This window comes from Lysinibacillus xylanilyticus, from assembly GCF_001708185.1.
Taxonomy (GTDB): Bacteria; Bacillota; Bacilli; order Bacillales_A; family Planococcaceae; genus Lysinibacillus; species Lysinibacillus xylanilyticus_A.
The window spans coordinates 415,111-433,111 of the sequence record NZ_MDDN01000002.1; the positions used below are offsets into that span (position 1 = coordinate 415,111).

Below are 18,001 nucleotides of genomic sequence, written 5' to 3' on the forward strand. Positions count from 1 at the left end.
ATCTATTCTATTAATTACATTAGTAGCTTTGTAAAAAAATCTAAGAGAAAAGATCGAATTTAGTTTACACAGTCTTTATTAAGCTTTAAATATATCTACATACTAGTTCAACATCCCTTTTCTAAAATATAGTTGAATACATATTTTAAGATAGGAGATGGAGAAAATGAGTAAAAAATTATTAATAGGTGCAGGGTTGGCATTATCATTGTTATTCACCCCGTTCAATCAAGCGTTTGCAGAAAAACCAACAGTAGGCGAAAGAAAACAGGTAGAAAATGTAGCACACCGTGGTGCAGCAGGTTATGCACCTGAAAATACGATTGCTGCTTATGATTTAGCAGTTGATATGAAAGCCGATTATATTGAAATAGACGTTCAAAGAAGTAAAGATGGGGAATTAGTATCGATTCATGATACAACAGTAGATCGTACAACAGATGGAACAGGAAAAGTAGGGGATTTAACACTTGAACAGCTTAAAAGTCTTGATGCAGGTAGTTGGAAAGGGGAACAATTTACAGGAGAACAAATTCCAACATTTGAAGAGATTCTTGATCGTTACCATGGGAAGGTTGGAATTTTAATAGAATTAAAAGCTCCAGAGTATTACCCTGGTATTGAACAACAAGTGGCAGAGTTAATAAAAGAACGAAATCTCGATAAACCACAAAATAAAAAAATCATCATTCAATCTTTTAACTTTGAGTCAATGAAAAAAATGAATCAGCTTCTTCCTCAAGTTCAAATTGGTGTATTAACTTCTAATCGTGCACATACAACTACGGATGCTTTAAAAGAGTTTTCTACCTATGCGGATTGGTTTAACCCAAGCTATGGAATTGTGACAAAAGAGTTAGTGGATCAAGTTCACTCTAATGGTATGAAAATTGGATCATGGACGGTACGTAGTCAAGAAGCTGCAGACTTTCTATTTGAAATGAAGGTAGATGCAATAATTTCTGATTATCCAGATTATGTAGATCCTAGAAATTAATCTTTTTGTAGAGAAGTTAAGAAGGAGTAGTTGCTACTCCTTTTTTGTTTGGACGGAAATCAATCTTTTAGTTATTTGGCAAGAGTACGCCCCCTTTGACACGGTGCTAACATCAACATGAACGTTATTCAGCTTTGCTGATATACTGTTGCTGTAATCCTGTCTTTTGAACATATAAAAAATGCCTTCAGCATATTCATCAAAATCAACATAATCGATTTTCCCTATATACCGCATTCTTCGTTCACAAAAAATTTTATAATAAGGACTAAAACAACAAATTGTTACCGATTTTTATTTAAGTATTGTAATAAATAATCAACAATCACAAATATCGTTATATAAATACTACCTATTGAGGAAGTTAGATAAAAAGTATCTTTAAAAATATCAATATTAGCTAAACTAATTAGTATTGAAAAAATGAATGTGCAAATTAAGTGCTTAATATATATAAATACAACATTTTTATTTTTACTGTATTTTTCAATCACAATTGATACCACTACAGCTACAAGCATGGCAGGTGCAGTAAATGCAGTACCATAAATACCATATGAAATGCTATACGTATATTCAATAAATAATGGAATAATAAATATCCCTAGAATTAATGTAATGACAGCTGAAATAATTTTGTTTTTCAACATCACACTTCACATCCCTGATTCATTTTTTATGCTTTTAAAAAATGCCATGGAAATAAGACATAATCAACAATATGTAAAAATTCAATTCAACATTAAATTTATGTACCTCTTTATTAAATCATATAACCACAGTAAATAGTAAAAATTTTACTTTTTTCATATAAATTTATAAGTAATTTTTAAACCAATACGGCAATTAAGTAATCTAGGTCTTTATTGTTACTAGAATAGATTCGTCATACGATAAATGCCAAGACATTTCATTTCAACAACTGCTTGTATTGCGTATGTTCTAGTAATGAATCGTCAATTGTTACTATATCGGACGATTTGTACATAATTAGCATTTACAATCTTGTATTTACCAAGTGCTTACTTCGTTGCATTCGCTTGAGCTTGCGTTGAATAGTTGCCTGATTGAACTCGATACAATTTGCAATCATTAACACCTTCTACAGCTTGCTCCTTATCGTTAACAATAAGTTGAACTTTATTTTGCTATTACTCGGGTACAATAACAGTACCCTCTAACTAAAAAAGCCTTACAACCGATATGGCTGTAAGGCTTACATTGACGTCCCAGGAGGGATTCGAACCCCCGACCGACGGCTTAGAAGGCTGTCGTATCTTATATATACGTTAATATACACTTATATAACCTTGATTTAATAGGTTTTTAATCAACTTATATTTAATAAATTATTTAAAATTTATATATATTTTTCTGCTTTTATATTCGTTTAGACAAATTTGGGGCAAATTAAAATCTGACTGATTATGTTTATTGGAAGGAACCAGGTTTCTTTGAATGGTTAGAATTTGAAGCAAAGTCCTCAAACCGAATCAGATAAAAGTTAGCGTATAGCTAATCTTGGTCTTAAAAACCTCGATAAATAATAAAGAGACTAGCATGTCCAATCATTTAGACTTGCTAGTCTCATATGTATTCAATTAATAATTTTAATTACTACTATCTCTAAGTAAATTTACCTTTTCATCAACCTTAGATTGGATATTTCTGCCTATTTCTAAAACCAAATCAATTTTTTTATCTAATGACCAGTCGTTTTCGCTAACTGCATCACCATAACTAGCAATAATTTTAGGTATAATCTCTAAAGTTATCATTAATATAACTTTGGATTTCAAAGAATCAGGAAGTTCCATAAAATGGGAACCCGTGTAATTTTCAAAATTTATATCAATTGATCCATTCAATTTCAGAAATAGTTCAATTGTGTGATCCTCATATTCTAGTATAGGTTTTACATAAGACACTCCCTCGTTTTCGAACAAGAAAGCTAAAGTACTCAAAGCATTCATTATCCTGTTCCCAGAACCAATAACTTCTGCGAGCTGATTATCAGTAGATCCCTTAAAACCAACTATTTTTTTTATTACTAAATGAGATTCTTCATCGATTGAATCACTTTCATTATTTAGTACTTTTGAAATCATCCATATAAAAAAATCTTCTGTAATATTATAGCTATTTGATTTAATTTCTCCCTGTCCTCTATAATTATTGATTTTACGTAAGATCGTCTTCGTTGCATCGTTATTTGATTTATTTACTATTAGTTGAGTTCTATAACCGTCTGTAAATATCACAATAAAACCATTATTGTTTGCAATACGAGCTGAACGCATTTCATTTCTTTCTTCCCCTGAACGCGGTTTTTCATACACAAATTTTATCATATTATACTTTATTTCAGTATTATTTAAATTAATAGTTTGTGTTTCTTCAAAAACTTTTTCATTATAAAAACTTAGTGTATCACCTGTAAAAGGATCAATATAAGGTGTACACCATTCACTATAATTAAGCATATTTCCAATTATTTCTTCCATTTGATTACCTGTATCATCAGACCATCTTGAAAGTACCATATTCTATTTCCCCTCTAACTCTATTTTTATACCATCTTTTATTATAAAAGTCATTATACGTCTTTTTTTAGAGATAATAGTTGGTTTAATTAAAACAAAATTATTAACATCTTCATTCCCAATTAAATCTATTTCAAAATTTCTTTTTTCTGTTATTTTCCCAGTGTCGTTAATCATCTTTAATAAATCTATTTCATATTTATTTTCAGAATCATTAAAAATCAAATCTTTACTTCTTTTTGGTTGTGTATCAATCCAATTAGGAAAGACAATAATTATTTTTTCAGGTAAATCTTTATAATTACCTTCTATATTTACCTCAAAAATAATTCTTTTGTTTTTCTTACTATTAATTTTTAATTCCCTTAATCTCTCTTTAGTATAATGAATACTTATAGTCAATTTAGTCCTCTTCGAAATAAACCAATAGACCACAAATGAAACAATTATCAAAGCAATTAAATTATATATCCCTAAATCAATAAACCAAATCACTCTTTTATCTTCTATTTTAGTTATACTTTTTGTTACAGAAATGCCTAGCGACAAAGGTATTGAAACTAATAATAAGACAGTGAAATTCTTGAAATATGAAAAAAGTTCTTTCTTTAGATCCTCTTTTTTCATTCTAAATAACCCTTAAAAACATGAATAAGTATTTCTTCGAAAATAACATTAATATTTTCTCCCCCAATTATTTGTCCGTTGGAGTATATTTCAAATTTACTGTTTTTATAAAGCAATTCTATTCTAGATATATCTATTGAATTATTATCAACCGTCCAATCAAGTAACTCTTTTAGTTCAATAAAAGACATAGGTTTATGTCTTATTTTTAAAATTAAATCTTTAACTTTTCCTGTTAAATATTCATCTATACTTTCGGTAAAATGAATACCCAAGATAAAACCGTTATTTTGTATTACTTGACTCATTATTTCAATCATTAACTCAGAATTAATAATTAATTGTTTAAATCCACGTTTCTTCATTTCACAAATGACTTCATGATATTTTTTTTCATCTGGTTTATATATATTTAGATTGAAATCTATTTCTTCTGCACTATACTTTCTAAATATTTTTCCGTACGCTTCCATATCGTTCTCTCCTTATTAAAACGTTATTACACGCACAATCTTTTCTAAAACAGGTTTTTAACAAAGCTGCACTTATAATTTGATTAAAATTTCTTAAATAAATATTGGTTGTTTATTATGTATAAACCCTATTATATGTAAAACTCTAGAAAAAATACAGAAAAATCACCACCAAATTTATCCAAACAATCATAATAAACCTAAATAATTTATACTATTTAGCTTTATTATATTTTTTTATTTATCTCTCACTACCGAAATCAGCGACTCGATCCTCTTTAAATCTCAACTAAATTAACTAAGTCAGAAAAGCTAGGTACGTTGTTAAATTTAATTTTCTCCATTGTTTCTATAATCACCAAATTTAATTCCTGTTCTAAATCCTCTCTATTATTAGCAGCTGTTTGGTGCAATAATTTTTTTATTTTTGGCTGCATTAATTCGATTACTTCAAGTGAATCTAATTCATATTCCATTTATAAATACTCCTTATTTAATAGCATTAGCATTTAAACCACTTTGGATTTCTTTGATTGCTTTATTTTTCCCTTTGTTAACAGCTTGTTGAGAAATGTTCATAATACTTGCTGCTTCAATTTCAGTCATTTCTTTTATATGAAGCAAATATAAAATTTGTTTTTGTCTGTCAGTCAATTTATTTATAGCTTTAAAAATGCTTTTATCCGCAACGTAGTTTGCAATATTATCAGAATCAGTGACATTAATATTTTCTGCATAGAAAAAACTATCTTCGTTTTGTTCAAGTAACTCTTCTTTAAAGCTTTGATATCTTCTAATTTTTTGATCATATTTCTGTGCTGCATAATACAATGATTTTGAAAAATAAGTTACCAGCACTATCTTTGAATAAAATATCTTAAACTCTTTCTCTAATAACTCCATAATGTTTTTATCTCTATTAATTTTGTATTCTTCAAACAATATCTTATTTTTCTCAATAGCTAAAAAATTATGTAGTACTATATTTAAATATGTTTTGCCCAAAATACCCCTCCTAAAAAGAACGTACGTTCTTAATATAAAGGTGTTTTTCTTTAGTTAAAAAACAACCAAAAATTTAATTTTTTTTGGTTGTTTTTCGTTAGGAAAATGAGCCTTTCCAATACGTAAGGTAATTACACTACTTATCACAAAAATTAGGAGGCTATATTATGACAAAATTAGAATTACGTTTACGCACATTTTTACCATTTAAGTATGTAGAACACCCTATCCACCCAAAAACTTCGCGTTTCCACGGTGATACACGAAAAGAAGCTGATTGGAATTCAACTAAATACAGAACATCACAAAGTTTCTCTATTGACACGTCTAAAGCTAATTATGGTGTTAAAGGGACAGCTAAAGTAGGTCAAACAATCCAAGAAGACCTGGTGAAAGGTAAATGGAAAGTAACAAAAAAAGAGACAGCATCTGAATCTGGCTTACAATACAATACAAATATCCTTGACGATGTTCTATATATTAACTGTAAATGCGCTATGAAAAATCCATTAGTTAAATTAGCACCTGCAATTGACTATACTTTCGTAATTAAAGTAACTCGTACAGGTAGTGTACGAATAAAAGGTCAACGTGATGGATTCCCTGCGTATGAATTTATGCGTAAAATTTATTCCATGAAAAAAGGCCCAGAAGTAATTTATTCAGCTGTTCCAGAGAGCCCTAAAGAAATTGGAGGCCTTTATCCATTCTTAAATAGTGAATGGGTGGACGTTGGTCGCTCATACGATAGTTCGAAAAATAACTAAAAATAAAAAGACCGTTTTAACGGTCTTTTTTGTGTGGTGGTAGCTTTCTATTTGTTTAGATCTAACGACTCTATATACATAATTATCCGAGATAATTATTTTATCTACTCTTATTTAAACTTTTTAACAAATAATCAAAGATCACAAATATTGTTATATAAATACTACCCATTAAAGTAGCTAGATAAATAGTATCTTTAAAAGTATTAATATCAAAATTAACTAAACTAAATAATAGCGCAAAAATTAATGCACAAAGTAAATGCTTAATATACATAAATATAACATTTTTATTTTTACTGTATTTTTCAATCGCAACTGATACCACAACAGCTACAAACATAGCTGGTGCAGTAAATGCAGTACCATAAATACCATGTGCAATGCTATATGTAGATCCAATAAATAATGGGATAATAAATACTCCTAGAATTAATGTAATTACAGCTGAAATAATTTTATTTTTCAACATAACACTTCACAACCTTTATTAATTTTTTTGCTTAGACATGATCCAACAGTATGTACAAAAAATTTAATTCACCACCTATGTCCCTCTCTATTAAAACATAAAACTACAGTTAATAGGAAGTTTATTGATGTTTTTAAAATCCGTGGAAATGAAAGTATTATAGTTTATATTTACTTTCTAAATAGTTCCTTTCACTTCTTTATCTAACTCTTACAAAACTTACTACTACCTAGATCATTATTTTATAAATACCCTTAATTTATTTTGTAAAACAAATTAAAAGGCTGTGCTATCTCATTAAAACTCGAAGCACAACCTTTTTTAATGTTACAATGTTCGTTTCACTACTGAAATCAGCAATCCCAACGCTTCTCCATCTGTCATAGAGCCTACTTTTCCGCTATGGTCCACCTTTAAAATTCCTTTTTGATACGTTGTTTTTAATAGTGCTCTTAAATCCTCTTTTGCTGTTGATGTTAATGAGTTTGCCATCTTTATTTCCTCCTTTGGTTGTGTTGGTGTTGCTGGCTTCATAGCCTGTTCAATTCGTTTTAAAAAGCTATTCCAGCGATTTTCACTCAAGATACGATGCGGACAGTATTTTCCGTTCCAGTCCTGATGTTTTTTCACACGATCAATGCCCCATCCGTACTTTTTTAAAAGTTTAACAATGTATTGCACCGCATTTTCTTCGGCTAATGCGTAACGCATGCCACCACTTTTGCTGTAACAGATTTCAACACCGATTGATTTCATATTCCCATTACCGGTGCCATCGCCACAATGCCAAGCGTTGCGATTGAATGGAATAGCTTGAATTACTTCTTTGTCATCTACAGCGACATGATAAGATACTTGATTGTTATTGCTTATCATGTATTTAACTTCATTTGCTGCAGACGCATCGTTTGCTGTGTTGTGTACTGTAATGAATTGAGGAGTCATGCTATATGGTGATTTAATAGGGTATTTGCTAGATGACAATATATTTTGTCTCAATGCGTAACTCACTTAGCATCAACCTTTCTAGGAGCATCATAATTAAGAGCCTGTACGCTGTCTGAAGTCCCTTTAGTGGTTGGGTCAATGATTATACCTAGCAACGCTAAAATACTTAAAACGGTCTCTGAAATAGCCGTTACTTGGTCGTTATAAATTGTAATATCGACATTAAAAATGCCCGCAATTTGATTCGCGAGCACAATAAGCAATGCAATTAATGACACCCAAAATTGTTTATGTTGTAAACGTACTTTCCAATTAATTTTCATGTTGTACACTCTCCTCAGTTTGTTTTTGTATACCTGCTACTTTTTCTAATACAACAATACGAACCTCATGATTATTGATACGTTTTGCTGATTCCTTTGAAGTTTCGTCAACCTCGTTTAAATGTTGGTTTAATCTGTCTATGCCATTAGTTAAACTAAGTAGCGTTTTATTTAGGTCGTTTGTAATGCGCCAAATAAATAAAAGACCTCCAATCAGCGCTGATACAATCGGCAACCAATTATTGATAGTTTCCACCAATGTTCTCACCTTCTTTTCCAAAATAAAAAACCTTCCACTATTGTAAAAGGCAAATTTTCTAGTATAAAAACAACGTTAAGCTTCTGTTTGCGTTTTAAAATCCTGTCCTGTGATTTCTTCATACTGCTTTGGTGAGATTTCTCCAAATGGATTAGCTTCCGTTTTTACTGCTAATCGTAACTGTGCTGCTGTTACCCATTTGTACATGAAAGCGATTTGCCAGAATTGCATTATGCCCCACCACCTTTCAAGAACATTACTTCTAGCTTTAACTGAGTAACTGTCTCACCAAGACTATTGATAAGTAAATCTTTCTGAATACCCTTGATTTTTTCTTGCGCTAATTGTTCTCCAAGCGAAGCAACTTGATCATCAATGCTCAACCCTGTTCCAATTTTGATAGGCTCGCCAAATGAGCCATTTTCTGTGCGTTTTTTATATTCCATTACTCAACAGCCCCCGATATTAAGTGAATTTTGTGATTCAATGATAAGTCAGTGCGAGCCATCGTAAGCTTTAAGATGATATTGTCCTTCGGTTCTGTTGCTTCATAATAGAATGTATCTTCAACTATGTTATCGTCATATGACATTGGTGCCGTATCTTCTGGTGTTAATGTTTCATACTTCTCTTGCTCACCAGCCAAGGTCATGGACAGTTCCACCTTTAAGTCCAATTCTTTATCACGCTCGATAAATAATAAAACACCCTTTGCATTCCCCTTCGGTGGCTCAATTTTGTAACGAGCAACAGATTGCAAAATAGGTGTTTTCACTTCATTTTTATTGAGTTTTATTGTCTTGCTAGTCTTAGCACCAAAATTGTCAACAACCTCAACGACAATGACATTCTCACCGACCTGCAGTTGCGCAAGTGAAACATCAAATTCCCATGCGCCATCTGGACCACTGTAAATTTCAACAGCATTTCCAGCATTAATACGTCTTGTCACTTTTACACTTGAATTAGTATCTTGATCCGAGGATGTACCACTAATTTTAAATTTATCAACATCAACGACACCACTTGGAACAATTGCATCTACAGTTAAAAGTGGTGCTCGGTTAGGCACAACATAAAGTGATTTTTCGATGATAACTGAAGGTGCTTTTTCACTATCTTCCGCCCAAACTTTTAACTTGTGCGCTACTCCATCTGCTAAGCTTCCTGTAATAGGTTTTTCACCATCATAAAGTTTCCCGGCCTTAAATATTAGTTTCCTAGTAAACGATACTGGTGCATTACTCAAACCGACTGCAAGTGCGATGCGTTGTTCATTATTAATTTGAGCATAAACAGTTACTGATTGGTTAGTATCAACATCCGATGCTGAACCAGAAATAACAAGTAAATCATTTTCGTACAATGTAACATTGTTGCTTGGTGACGATAACGACACCGACGGTGCTGTATTAGCTACAGTCAATTTGAACGATTGAGAAGTCGTCGTTTTGCCGTCTTTGGCGTCCACCTGAACTACGACATCACCCACTGATATACCCGTCATCGTTAATGTATTACCACTCACTGTTGCGGTTGCAATAGTCGGGTTACTAGATGACGTAACATAGGATAACGCGTCTCCGTCTGCATCACTAAAATAGTTAGCTAAATTCAATGTTACTACGCCGTTTTTCTTTGTTGTTTGGTCTGGTATTTGCGTAAAATTAGGCGGCATATTTACTTCTTCTAATACAGGTCGCCACCAGTTAATAGTTCCTCCTCCGGAATTGCTCAATTGGTACATAAACGTTTTAGGTGAATAATAGCCACGCATAGGTCGGTAGTCTACGGTTGGATAATCAGGAGTAGTAATTTTTTCTTGTCCCCAACTAAATGCTCTATACCAATTCCAAAATGCGTTATGTGCGCTACCTGTTGGGTAATTGTCCGTATCTCCTGAGAAATCAGAGCTTACCGGTGTAGGTAGTCCAGGGAACCCTCCCTCATTTCCGATTATTAAATCCCATTCATTGTCGGTAGGGTATGCTCCTTGTTTGAAGTCTCCTCTACTTGAAGTACCACCAGTTAGTACGCGTACTTTGTACGTTTTTCCGTCGATAGTTACATTTTTACCTGTTATAAATCCAAAATCGTTTAACTGTGACCATCCAACATATAAAATATTTCGTTCTGCTACGAGTATTTTTTTACCGTTAACAGTAACTTCTCTCCATCTAATTCTATAAGCACCATTTGCATGACTGTCTCTAATTTCTAATGACTGCCCTGCAACGTACTTAGGAATATTACCACCATTGTATCCCTCGTAATTATAGGGAATAGTAGGAGAAAGTTGTGGTACTCCTCCCATATAAAGTGTCCCCAATAAACGTAAATCTCCGTTTGCCACGAAAATCATCTCCTTTTCGATAGTAAAAGTTATACCACTTCCACTAAATCGACGTTATAAGTCTGCCAATCACCGACACCCATCAAAGCGTTGACTGTATCAATTTGGATATTGCTACGAGCCACTTTTGCACCTTTTTTGTATGCATTTTTAAGAGCTTGTACTTTAATAGTACCTGTGCCAACTTCTGTGATTATAACGTCCTCGCTGTGCACATCATCGTATATTGTTACCTGTGTAAATGCTGTAAATCCTTCAATATTAGCAACCTTTAATTCTGTTGTACCAATCGCAACAGCCTCGATAATATCCGTCATTACTTTGTCTAAAGTGATTTTATTTGTACTTCCGTCCAAAGGATCTGCAAATGTTCCGCTGTTCCCAGGTACACGGCCATCTAGTTCCATTTGGATTTGCATGCGTCGTATAGTCGCTTCTAAAGAAATTAAATATTTTCTGTTAAATTCAATGTTTTTATCTAGATGGTTCATAACTTTTTGGTTGTGTCGTGTACCCTCTTGTAACGCTTCCCAAACAGGTAATCCAGTGACACGTTCAATTTTTTGTTTTCCTGTATTCGGGTCTATTACTGGAATGAAATCGCCTTTTTCATCGATTCGTAAGATATGATCCAAAAATTCTATTCTTTCATATTTTTCAATAGCCATTATGCAACAACCCCTTCTACAATGATGGGAATATCAAAAACATACATAAAGCCATCATTTTCTTTATAAAAATTTGTTGGACCACTCACCAAGATAGCATTATCTCTATCAAGCAATGTTGCATGTGTTACTGCACCACTGTAGTCATCCAGATAAAACATTACACGAATGATATTTCCTAACTGCTCAGTTCTATAAATATCAATATCGCGCTCAACACCATCAATTAAAAAACGCCCCTTTCGCACATTGGAAAGTAGCGTTTGGAATAATAACTTTATTAATCTTTCATGGACTTGCATATAATCACCTCATTTAATAAGAAAATGCCATACCCGTAACTGGATAAATGACTTTGTAACCGTGCGATTTTGGAGGAATATCAATCTTAGACTCACTACTTACACCAATACCATTATTTGTTGTAATTGCTTGATTTGTTATTGGATAAACAACTGGATAAACATGATTACAAGCACTTACTTTTATTGCTGGCACGTTAATTACATAGAGAAAATGCAACCATAAATTCAAAGGAATCATATCCTCTAATGTTTTCTTCAAATGATTGACATCTGTAATCTTGTTATAAAATTCAAAGTGTAACTCAAAAGTATGTGGATTCAGTAACACATTATAGTTTTCTTCACCGCATAAAGAATTTAATAACTGCTTTAACGTTCGCATTGTATAAGGCAATTTGTTATTAATTTTGGTTAAGATACGATTTTTTCTTTCCTCCAATGTATCTGTTGTTCGACGCTTCAACTTCAACATCTTTTCCCACAAAAGCACACCTTTTTCGTTAGTTTCGTGAACAAAACGGAATTTGAAAATATCGATTAACTGCAAACGAGCTTTGTTGAAGTTATCACTTTCAACTCGAGCAATTTCCTGAAACTCTTTAAAATCATTAACTGTCGGTGGTAGTAAAGGGTATAAATCAATCTCATTAGCTAAATAATCATTCACTAATTACACCCCTTACCGGAATTGAATTTTCGTCAATTGCAAGGTTCTCCGCAATGCCATTAATCATGGTATCACGAATATCTAAAATACCATTGATTGCAAGTGCTCGAGACTCTATTTGTGCAATCCTTATGATTGTTTGTGAATTGTCCTCCCAATCCTTTTTCAATTCTAAGAAATAATCATCGACCATCTTCTGAATATCTAATTCGAGCAACGCCCAGTCATAACCAATATCAAAAGTAATATTGAACGTAAAGTTTACTGTTGTTTCGGTAACTCCTTCCACCTTAACGACATGGCCAATAGGCGCTATACCTAAACCTTCACCTTGATTAACCTCTGGATCAATTGCCGTTTGAAGATTCTCTAACATTACAGGAGATGGCTTTTGATATTGAGCATCCATAACAACAATTTTAACGTTGTAAATCCCGTCTCGTACCCTATACATTTTAACGCCGCCTACACCTTGTAGACTATGCACCTTATCCTTATAATCTTTCCGATTACCACCGAACGCAAGTGCATCAAAGCTTTCTAAATAGCGTTTTCTTAAATCTTCTGTAGGTTCTTCATCTTCACCAGGAATTAAAACTTCTGAGAGAACTGCTGTCTGAAGGCCATCGATGTAATCTATAGGAATTAAATTCCCAAAATCATAATTACCTAAAATCCCAGCAGTTTCGCACTTCAATTTAAAAATACCTTCACCTGTTTTTTCAGTAACTACATAGTCTAAAGTATCTAAACTAAAACGAGCGCCTATAGGGACGTTAATGTTAAATTCGCCCTTTCTAATCGCTTTTGTAGCCGATTCTGGTGTAATGCCCCTATCTTTGCATAATTTAATTAAAAATTCACGAGATGCAGTATCACCGAACATTTCTCGTATCATACCGTCCATTGAGAAATACAGCTCATACAATTGTTTTGCATGTGGTGATATGGCATCAAAGATAATGGATCCTTCTCGTTTGTCTACATCGTTTTTAACTTCATTTAAAGCTTTATCCAATATGTTTTCATGGGTAATTTGCTCAAACATCAAATATCCACCTCTCTTTCTATTGGGATTTCCCCATAAACCGTATGTGCAGTAAAGGACATAAAAACCTTATTCTTTTTGTGACTGAAATTAAAATCTGATAGCTCGTTTATACGGTTATCAATTAGTAAGCATTCTTTAGTAATACGTTGTAATTCGCTGTACACATAAGGAATAGGTTTTCCGAATAACTTCGCTATTTCAGCTCCAAAGTTCCAACTATAAATAATATTTTCGTAACGCTCAGTACCCATTGCTTTGTAAATTGCTTGTTCCATCGCTTCTTTACCGTCCGTATAGCCTACAATTCTATTTCTTGCATGATCCATACGATAGGTTCGAGTTGGTTGTGCTTCTTCCTCAAAATCTATCACTAGTTCGTCATGCGAATTTTGATTTGGAATCATTCAACCACCTCTTTATCGATAATTAAATATTGTTGGCCTCCGTGAGCACGGATCATTGTTACTATGTCGCCTTGTGTTAAGCCATAATCTTTAACGGCGCGAGTCACCTTTACATGTGCTTCTTCCAAAATTAATTTTTGATCAATTTGGACCTTCAGAGGACTTGTACTAACAACAGTGCCATAAACGATATCAGTAAGTTTTTGTGAGTTTACAGCGTCTATTGCAATCTTTTTAATAAGATTTAAAATATCGGTCATATCACGCAATAAAATCACCACCAATTAGCTTTAAGTCCATGTGATGGGAAGACTCATTAAAGGTGTGCTTTACCGTTTCAACCATCATAAAATTAGCTACAGTAATATCGCCAAGGTACAATTGAACAGCAACTTGGCTCCCTCCACGAATCTTTGGATCACCGAACGCTTTATTAATGTGTAACTTGCGAGATTTCTGATTATAAAGTTTCAACATACCATCAGCTTTTGCTTTACCATTAGCTTTCTCATCGAGTTTATCGGTCATTTGCAAGACGCCCCACTCATTGATTTTGGAACTATCTTGAGCAATATAAATTTCGCGTTTGCCTGTCTTCTTATTTTCACGAACTAATTTGATCTTGTTATATGTGTTTTCATCTATTGATGTTGTATATTCGAATGATTCACCTGAGTCTATGTCAATTAACAAATCTGATTTAAGCATTTTAATATTACGTAGATTTAATGATCCGTAGTCATCGTACAACACATGCAAATCTCCTGTGTTAAGCAATGTGTCAGATAAAGCGTTATCCATGATGGTAAATAGCTCTTGATTATCTTCAACTCTAGAAGCTATAACATGCTTTGTATTAGCAACAATGCCAGTCTGAAGCTTAAAATCCTTCGCAATCATTTGAAGCACTTGAGCAGCCGTTTTATTAGCATATACATAGGTGTCTTTGTTTTTAAAGTAGCGTAGTTGGTCATAGCAAGTGACGCTGATAATGCGGTTATTGTTACGTTTTTTCGTGAAGACAAAGCCAAAAAATATCTTGTGGCCATCATAGTCAAAACGAACAGCATCACCTTCATGAAAACCGAGAATCTCATCCTTTACGATGTTAAAAGTCAACTTTCCTGGTGAACCCTTTCGATGAGTTTCCCACTCGACACCTTCCTCAACAGCGCATTCGAAAATACGACCTCTACTCATAATGAGAAGTTGTGATTTAGCCAAGTTTAATCACCTGCCCAACCTTTATAACGTCTGGATTGCTAATGTTATTTAATTTTGCTAGTTCAGTATATTTCGATCCATCACCTAGATACTTTTTAGCGATAGCCCACAACGTATCACCTTTTTTTACAGTATACGTTTTTGGTGTCTCCTTGCCTGTTGTTGGACGTTTTTGCTCTACGACAGCCTTTTGTGTTGTCGTAGAGCTAGACGCGCCATTAGACTGTGTAGTAGGCTGTACAACGATTCGTTTATTGCCGTATGCTCGATATTGTTTTAGTTGGATACTAACTGTTACATCAAAGCCATTTTCTGCTGATTCCATTATCTCGTAACTCTCTATAGCCATCGTCATATTGGTATCAAAAAGTAGATTACCATTAGGCATCATCCGATTAACGATTAACTGAAATGGCTTATCCGAGAACTTTAATTTCTCTAACTTTTCAAGATAAAATGCAGCTGGTTGAAAACCATTCGGATAAACAGCAAACGGATATTTGATGTTTGGGAGTAATACCTCAAACTCAATATCCGTTAGCCCTGGTTTCTTTATTACGTTTACTTCACCATCATTCATCAGCACAATCGTTTCGTTACGCCCATTAATTTTAGTAGACATTTCAGATGGAGCAACAGGAAATTGTACACCATCTACAAAAAAGTTATACATCTTCTGTTGGACCTCCTTCCGCTAACATATCTGCTACTTCCTCGGCACGTTCACCGAAACGATCAATAACACCATCGATGTCCATTTCGCTGTTGATATGATTTTCATTCTTCATATCGATATTGATTTCAGCTGTAGTATATCGATTGATTGCTTCTCTCTCTGCGATGTCTCGAAGGTATTTTAGATCTTCTCCAGAGCCTTCCATTGACTTCGCCATTTTTGCTGTATTGCCAGCTGTTTTGCCACCGTTACGGTTCCCCTTATCTAACTTATCACCTAAATCACCAGCTCCAGCACCTTTATTAGCATTCGCATTCTTCATTGCGTCTTCCATTGCTTTTTGTACGTTATCTGGACCTTTAACCTTCTCCGTATTTTTATCTGAGTTAAATAAATCTGCACCCCAGTTGTAACCTGTATCCCATGCTGATCCCAAAGACTTCATTTCCATTTTCGGTGCTTCCCAGTAATCAGCAGGAGTTTCGCCAACCCAATCATTAACACCTTTTTTTAATTTTGATAAATCTGCTGTTACAGATGTTCTAGCACTAAACTCACTCATTTTTCCAATGTCAATACCAGGTACTTTATTAAGAGCATCGATAACCCAGTTGATTGCTTGTATCGCCATATTAGCACCACTAATGAACATATTAGCAAGATTTGTGGCAGCACTATCAAAACTTCCAATCATACTTATTGCCATATCTAGAGCGTTATTTGCTAGGTTTCCTAATAACCGTTTTACTGCGTATACTCCGTGTTTTTTAGCATTCACAAAGAATTCTACGTAGGAAGCCCACATATTCCACATATAGGCTATTACGTTATAAACGACAGTTCCTAAAACCATAAATGCTCCAGCTATTATCCCAGTAGCACTTATTGAGGTTCCAGCAAAGTGATTTACTACGGCGATTGCTAAATAAAATATAGCAATTAAAGCGATGACTAATATAATAATCCACGTTAATGGACAAGCATATAAGGCAGCGTTTAGGCCATTTTGAGCAACAATTAAACCTAATATAGCTGCCGTTTGAGCCCACGACACCATTGTGCTCCAAATTTTAGTTGCAATGTCCTTTAGTGTTGTAAACCACGCTATCCCCATTGTTGCGTTGTACACAATTAATGCTGCTGTAACACCCCAAATAGCAGGTTCTATGATTGACCAATTGTCATAAATAAAACTTCCTCCAACTGCTAAAGTATCCAATGTGAACATGGCTACATCAGCCATTTGGTTTAAAGCAGCAATTGTATTTGCAACCACTTGTTGGAATCTATCACTATTGGCGATTTCATTTAATTTGACTAACACACCTTGAAATGCCCATAATGCTTCGTTTTTGAAACTTGTCCACAATTGAGCCCATGTCATTGGCATACTTTCGAATTTTTTATTAATATCATCAGCAGCAGCAAACATCGATGCTTTTACTATGTCAGCAGTTATCTTTCCGTCGCTAGCCATTTTTCTTATTTGTCCGATAGAAACATCTAGATAATCAGCGATAGTTTGAATTACATTTGGAGTAGCTTCGAATACAGCGTTCAACTCTTCGCCGCGTAGTACGCCACTTCCCATAGCTTGTGTTAATTGTAAAGTTGCCGACTGAACACCCTCAATATTTGTTCCTGCTATTACAAATTGTTTGTTTAATAATTCTCCGAAAGCTATGGTTTCTGCGTTAGATTTGAAAGCGTCCTTTGCATTCATGGCTAATTTAGCAACCATGTCAGCTGTATCTGAATAAGAACCTCTAGAGCGTTGAGCACTGTCAAAGATCATTTGTTGTAGTTCGTCAGTTGTTTGTAATTTATCATTTATTAAATCCAGTCGTGCGGTTGTATTGGTCAATTCGTCTGATACAGCAAAAACATTACCAACTGCTTGAAAGCTTAAATATGCAGCTGCAATGCCTATAATTTTATTTAACAATCCATCAGCTGCATTCGTACCATCTCTAATATTATTGGTAAATCTTTGTTGGGCTGCTGTAGCATTGTTAACTTCACTTTCGATTCTATTCATTGCATTTTCGGCCATCGCTAATTCTCTACGTGCTAATTCAATACTAGAGGTATCCATCATTTGTCCAGATGCCGCATGCATAGCTTCCATTTGATTAACCATCATTGACACAGCATTATGCATAGCTCGCATCGGCTGACTCAATTGATCTTGGATTTGGATTGCTGTGCGTATTGTAGCCATGTTCCCACCTCTTTTACA

The 18,001-nt window shown here is 33.8% G+C and carries 23 protein-coding genes and 1 pseudogene; 2 read left to right on the forward strand and 22 right to left on the reverse strand.

Annotated elements, in window-relative coordinates:
• Positions 1 to 166 precede the first annotated feature (166 nt).
• Complete coding sequence (locus tag BFJ97_RS06605; protein WP_068983845.1) at positions 167 to 997, forward strand: glycerophosphodiester phosphodiesterase; 831 nt, start codon at positions 167 to 169, stop codon at positions 995 to 997.
• A 284-nt stretch (positions 998 to 1,281) separates the two neighbouring features.
• Here the strand turns inward: BFJ97_RS06605 and BFJ97_RS06610 are convergent, their stop codons facing one another.
• The 6 genes from BFJ97_RS06610 to BFJ97_RS06635 form a co-directional block, all read right to left on the reverse strand.
• Positions 1,282 to 1,647 (reverse strand): hypothetical protein, encoded by a 366-nt coding sequence (locus tag BFJ97_RS06610; protein ID WP_068983846.1) that lies wholly within the window; start codon positions 1,645 to 1,647, stop codon positions 1,282 to 1,284.
• A gap of 960 nt (positions 1,648 to 2,607) precedes the next feature.
• Positions 2,608 to 3,540, reverse strand: coding sequence for a hypothetical protein (locus BFJ97_RS06615; RefSeq protein WP_068983847.1), 933 nt, complete (start codon positions 3,538 to 3,540; stop codon positions 2,608 to 2,610).
• A gap of 3 nt (positions 3,541 to 3,543) precedes the next feature.
• Entirely contained in the window at positions 3,544 to 4,167 is a 624-nt protein-coding gene (locus BFJ97_RS06620) for a hypothetical protein (RefSeq protein WP_068983848.1), read from the reverse strand.
• Positions 4,164 to 4,640 carry a hypothetical protein gene (locus BFJ97_RS06625; RefSeq protein WP_068983849.1) on the reverse strand — a complete coding sequence of 159 codons (477 nt, stop codon included), beginning with the start codon at positions 4,638 to 4,640 and terminating at the stop codon, positions 4,164 to 4,166. The genes BFJ97_RS06620 and BFJ97_RS06625 overlap by 4 nt, the downstream gene beginning before the upstream one ends.
• Before the next feature lie 278 nt (positions 4,641 to 4,918).
• Complete coding sequence (locus tag BFJ97_RS06630; protein ID WP_068983850.1) at positions 4,919 to 5,116, reverse strand: hypothetical protein; 198 nt, start codon at positions 5,114 to 5,116, stop codon at positions 4,919 to 4,921.
• 13 nt (positions 5,117 to 5,129) lie between these two features.
• Positions 5,130 to 5,645, reverse strand: coding sequence for a sigma-70 family RNA polymerase sigma factor (locus BFJ97_RS06635; protein WP_068983851.1), 516 nt, complete (start codon positions 5,643 to 5,645; stop codon positions 5,130 to 5,132).
• Between the two features lie 167 nt (positions 5,646 to 5,812).
• On the opposite strand from BFJ97_RS06635, the gene BFJ97_RS06640 reads away from it, so the two are divergent.
• The gene (locus tag BFJ97_RS06640; protein ID WP_068983852.1) at positions 5,813 to 6,412 is read left to right on the forward strand and encodes a DUF3238 domain-containing protein; all 600 of its coding nucleotides are present in this window, start codon (positions 5,813 to 5,815) and stop codon (positions 6,410 to 6,412) included.
• Positions 6,413 to 6,512: 100 nt separating this feature from the next.
• Here BFJ97_RS06640 and BFJ97_RS06645 read toward each other — a convergent pair whose 3' ends face one another.
• The 16 genes and pseudogenes from BFJ97_RS06645 to BFJ97_RS06720 all read right to left on the reverse strand — a co-directional run bounded on the left by BFJ97_RS06645 (position 6,513) and on the right by BFJ97_RS06720 (position 17,983).
• The gene (locus BFJ97_RS06645; protein ID WP_068983853.1) at positions 6,513 to 6,884 is read right to left on the reverse strand and encodes a hypothetical protein; all 372 of its coding nucleotides are present in this window, start codon (positions 6,882 to 6,884) and stop codon (positions 6,513 to 6,515) included.
• Between the two features lie 563 nt (positions 6,885 to 7,447).
• A pseudogene (locus BFJ97_RS06650) lies at positions 7,448 to 7,895 on the reverse strand (peptidoglycan recognition protein family protein); the annotation flags it as partial.
• Positions 7,892 to 8,155 (reverse strand): phage holin, encoded by a 264-nt coding sequence (locus BFJ97_RS06655; RefSeq protein ID WP_068983855.1) that lies wholly within the window; start codon positions 8,153 to 8,155, stop codon positions 7,892 to 7,894. The pseudogene BFJ97_RS06650 and the gene BFJ97_RS06655, both read right to left, overlap by 4 nt.
• Complete coding sequence (locus BFJ97_RS06660; protein ID WP_068983856.1) at positions 8,145 to 8,414, reverse strand: hypothetical protein; 270 nt, start codon at positions 8,412 to 8,414, stop codon at positions 8,145 to 8,147. The genes BFJ97_RS06655 and BFJ97_RS06660 overlap by 11 nt, the downstream gene beginning before the upstream one ends.
• A gap of 75 nt (positions 8,415 to 8,489) precedes the next feature.
• Entirely contained in the window at positions 8,490 to 8,645 is a 156-nt protein-coding gene (locus BFJ97_RS06665; RefSeq protein ID WP_068983857.1) for an XkdX family protein, read from the reverse strand.
• Positions 8,645 to 8,860 carry a hypothetical protein gene (locus BFJ97_RS06670; RefSeq protein ID WP_068983858.1) on the reverse strand — a complete coding sequence of 72 codons (216 nt, stop codon included), beginning with the start codon at positions 8,858 to 8,860 and terminating at the stop codon, positions 8,645 to 8,647. Before BFJ97_RS06670 ends, BFJ97_RS06665 begins: the two co-directional genes overlap by 1 nt.
• Positions 8,860 to 10,767, reverse strand: a complete 1,908-nt coding sequence (locus BFJ97_RS06675) for an Ig-like domain-containing protein (RefSeq protein ID WP_068983859.1) — start codon at positions 10,765 to 10,767, stop codon at positions 8,860 to 8,862. The genes BFJ97_RS06670 and BFJ97_RS06675 overlap by 1 nt, the downstream gene beginning before the upstream one ends.
• A gap of 29 nt (positions 10,768 to 10,796) precedes the next feature.
• Positions 10,797 to 11,435, reverse strand: coding sequence for a hypothetical protein (locus BFJ97_RS06680; RefSeq protein ID WP_068983860.1), 639 nt, complete (start codon positions 11,433 to 11,435; stop codon positions 10,797 to 10,799).
• Entirely contained in the window at positions 11,435 to 11,737 is a 303-nt protein-coding gene (locus BFJ97_RS06685) for a hypothetical protein (protein WP_068983861.1), read from the reverse strand. Before BFJ97_RS06685 ends, BFJ97_RS06680 begins: the two co-directional genes overlap by 1 nt.
• A gap of 13 nt (positions 11,738 to 11,750) precedes the next feature.
• Positions 11,751 to 12,407, reverse strand: coding sequence for a putative phage tail protein (locus BFJ97_RS06690; RefSeq protein WP_068983862.1), 657 nt, complete (start codon positions 12,405 to 12,407; stop codon positions 11,751 to 11,753).
• Entirely contained in the window at positions 12,400 to 13,455 is a 1,056-nt protein-coding gene (locus tag BFJ97_RS06695) for a baseplate J/gp47 family protein (RefSeq protein ID WP_068983863.1), read from the reverse strand. The genes BFJ97_RS06690 and BFJ97_RS06695 overlap by 8 nt, the downstream gene beginning before the upstream one ends.
• On the reverse strand, positions 13,455 to 13,862 hold the full coding sequence (locus BFJ97_RS06700; RefSeq protein WP_068983864.1) for a DUF2634 domain-containing protein: 408 nt from the start codon (positions 13,860 to 13,862) through the stop codon (positions 13,455 to 13,457). Before BFJ97_RS06700 ends, BFJ97_RS06695 begins: the two co-directional genes overlap by 1 nt.
• Complete coding sequence (locus BFJ97_RS06705) at positions 13,859 to 14,122, reverse strand: DUF2577 domain-containing protein (RefSeq protein ID WP_068984078.1); 264 nt, start codon at positions 14,120 to 14,122, stop codon at positions 13,859 to 13,861. The genes BFJ97_RS06700 and BFJ97_RS06705 overlap by 4 nt, the downstream gene beginning before the upstream one ends.
• Position 14,123: 1 nt before the next feature.
• The gene (locus BFJ97_RS06710; protein WP_254660127.1) at positions 14,124 to 15,086 is read right to left on the reverse strand and encodes an XkdQ/YqbQ family protein; all 963 of its coding nucleotides are present in this window, start codon (positions 15,084 to 15,086) and stop codon (positions 14,124 to 14,126) included.
• Positions 15,079 to 15,759, reverse strand: coding sequence for a LysM peptidoglycan-binding domain-containing protein (locus tag BFJ97_RS06715; protein WP_068983865.1), 681 nt, complete (start codon positions 15,757 to 15,759; stop codon positions 15,079 to 15,081). The genes BFJ97_RS06710 and BFJ97_RS06715 overlap by 8 nt, the downstream gene beginning before the upstream one ends.
• Complete coding sequence (locus tag BFJ97_RS06720) at positions 15,752 to 17,983, reverse strand: tape measure protein (protein ID WP_068983866.1); 2,232 nt, start codon at positions 17,981 to 17,983, stop codon at positions 15,752 to 15,754. The genes BFJ97_RS06715 and BFJ97_RS06720 overlap by 8 nt, the downstream gene beginning before the upstream one ends.
• Positions 17,984 to 18,001: the final 18 nt, after the last annotated feature.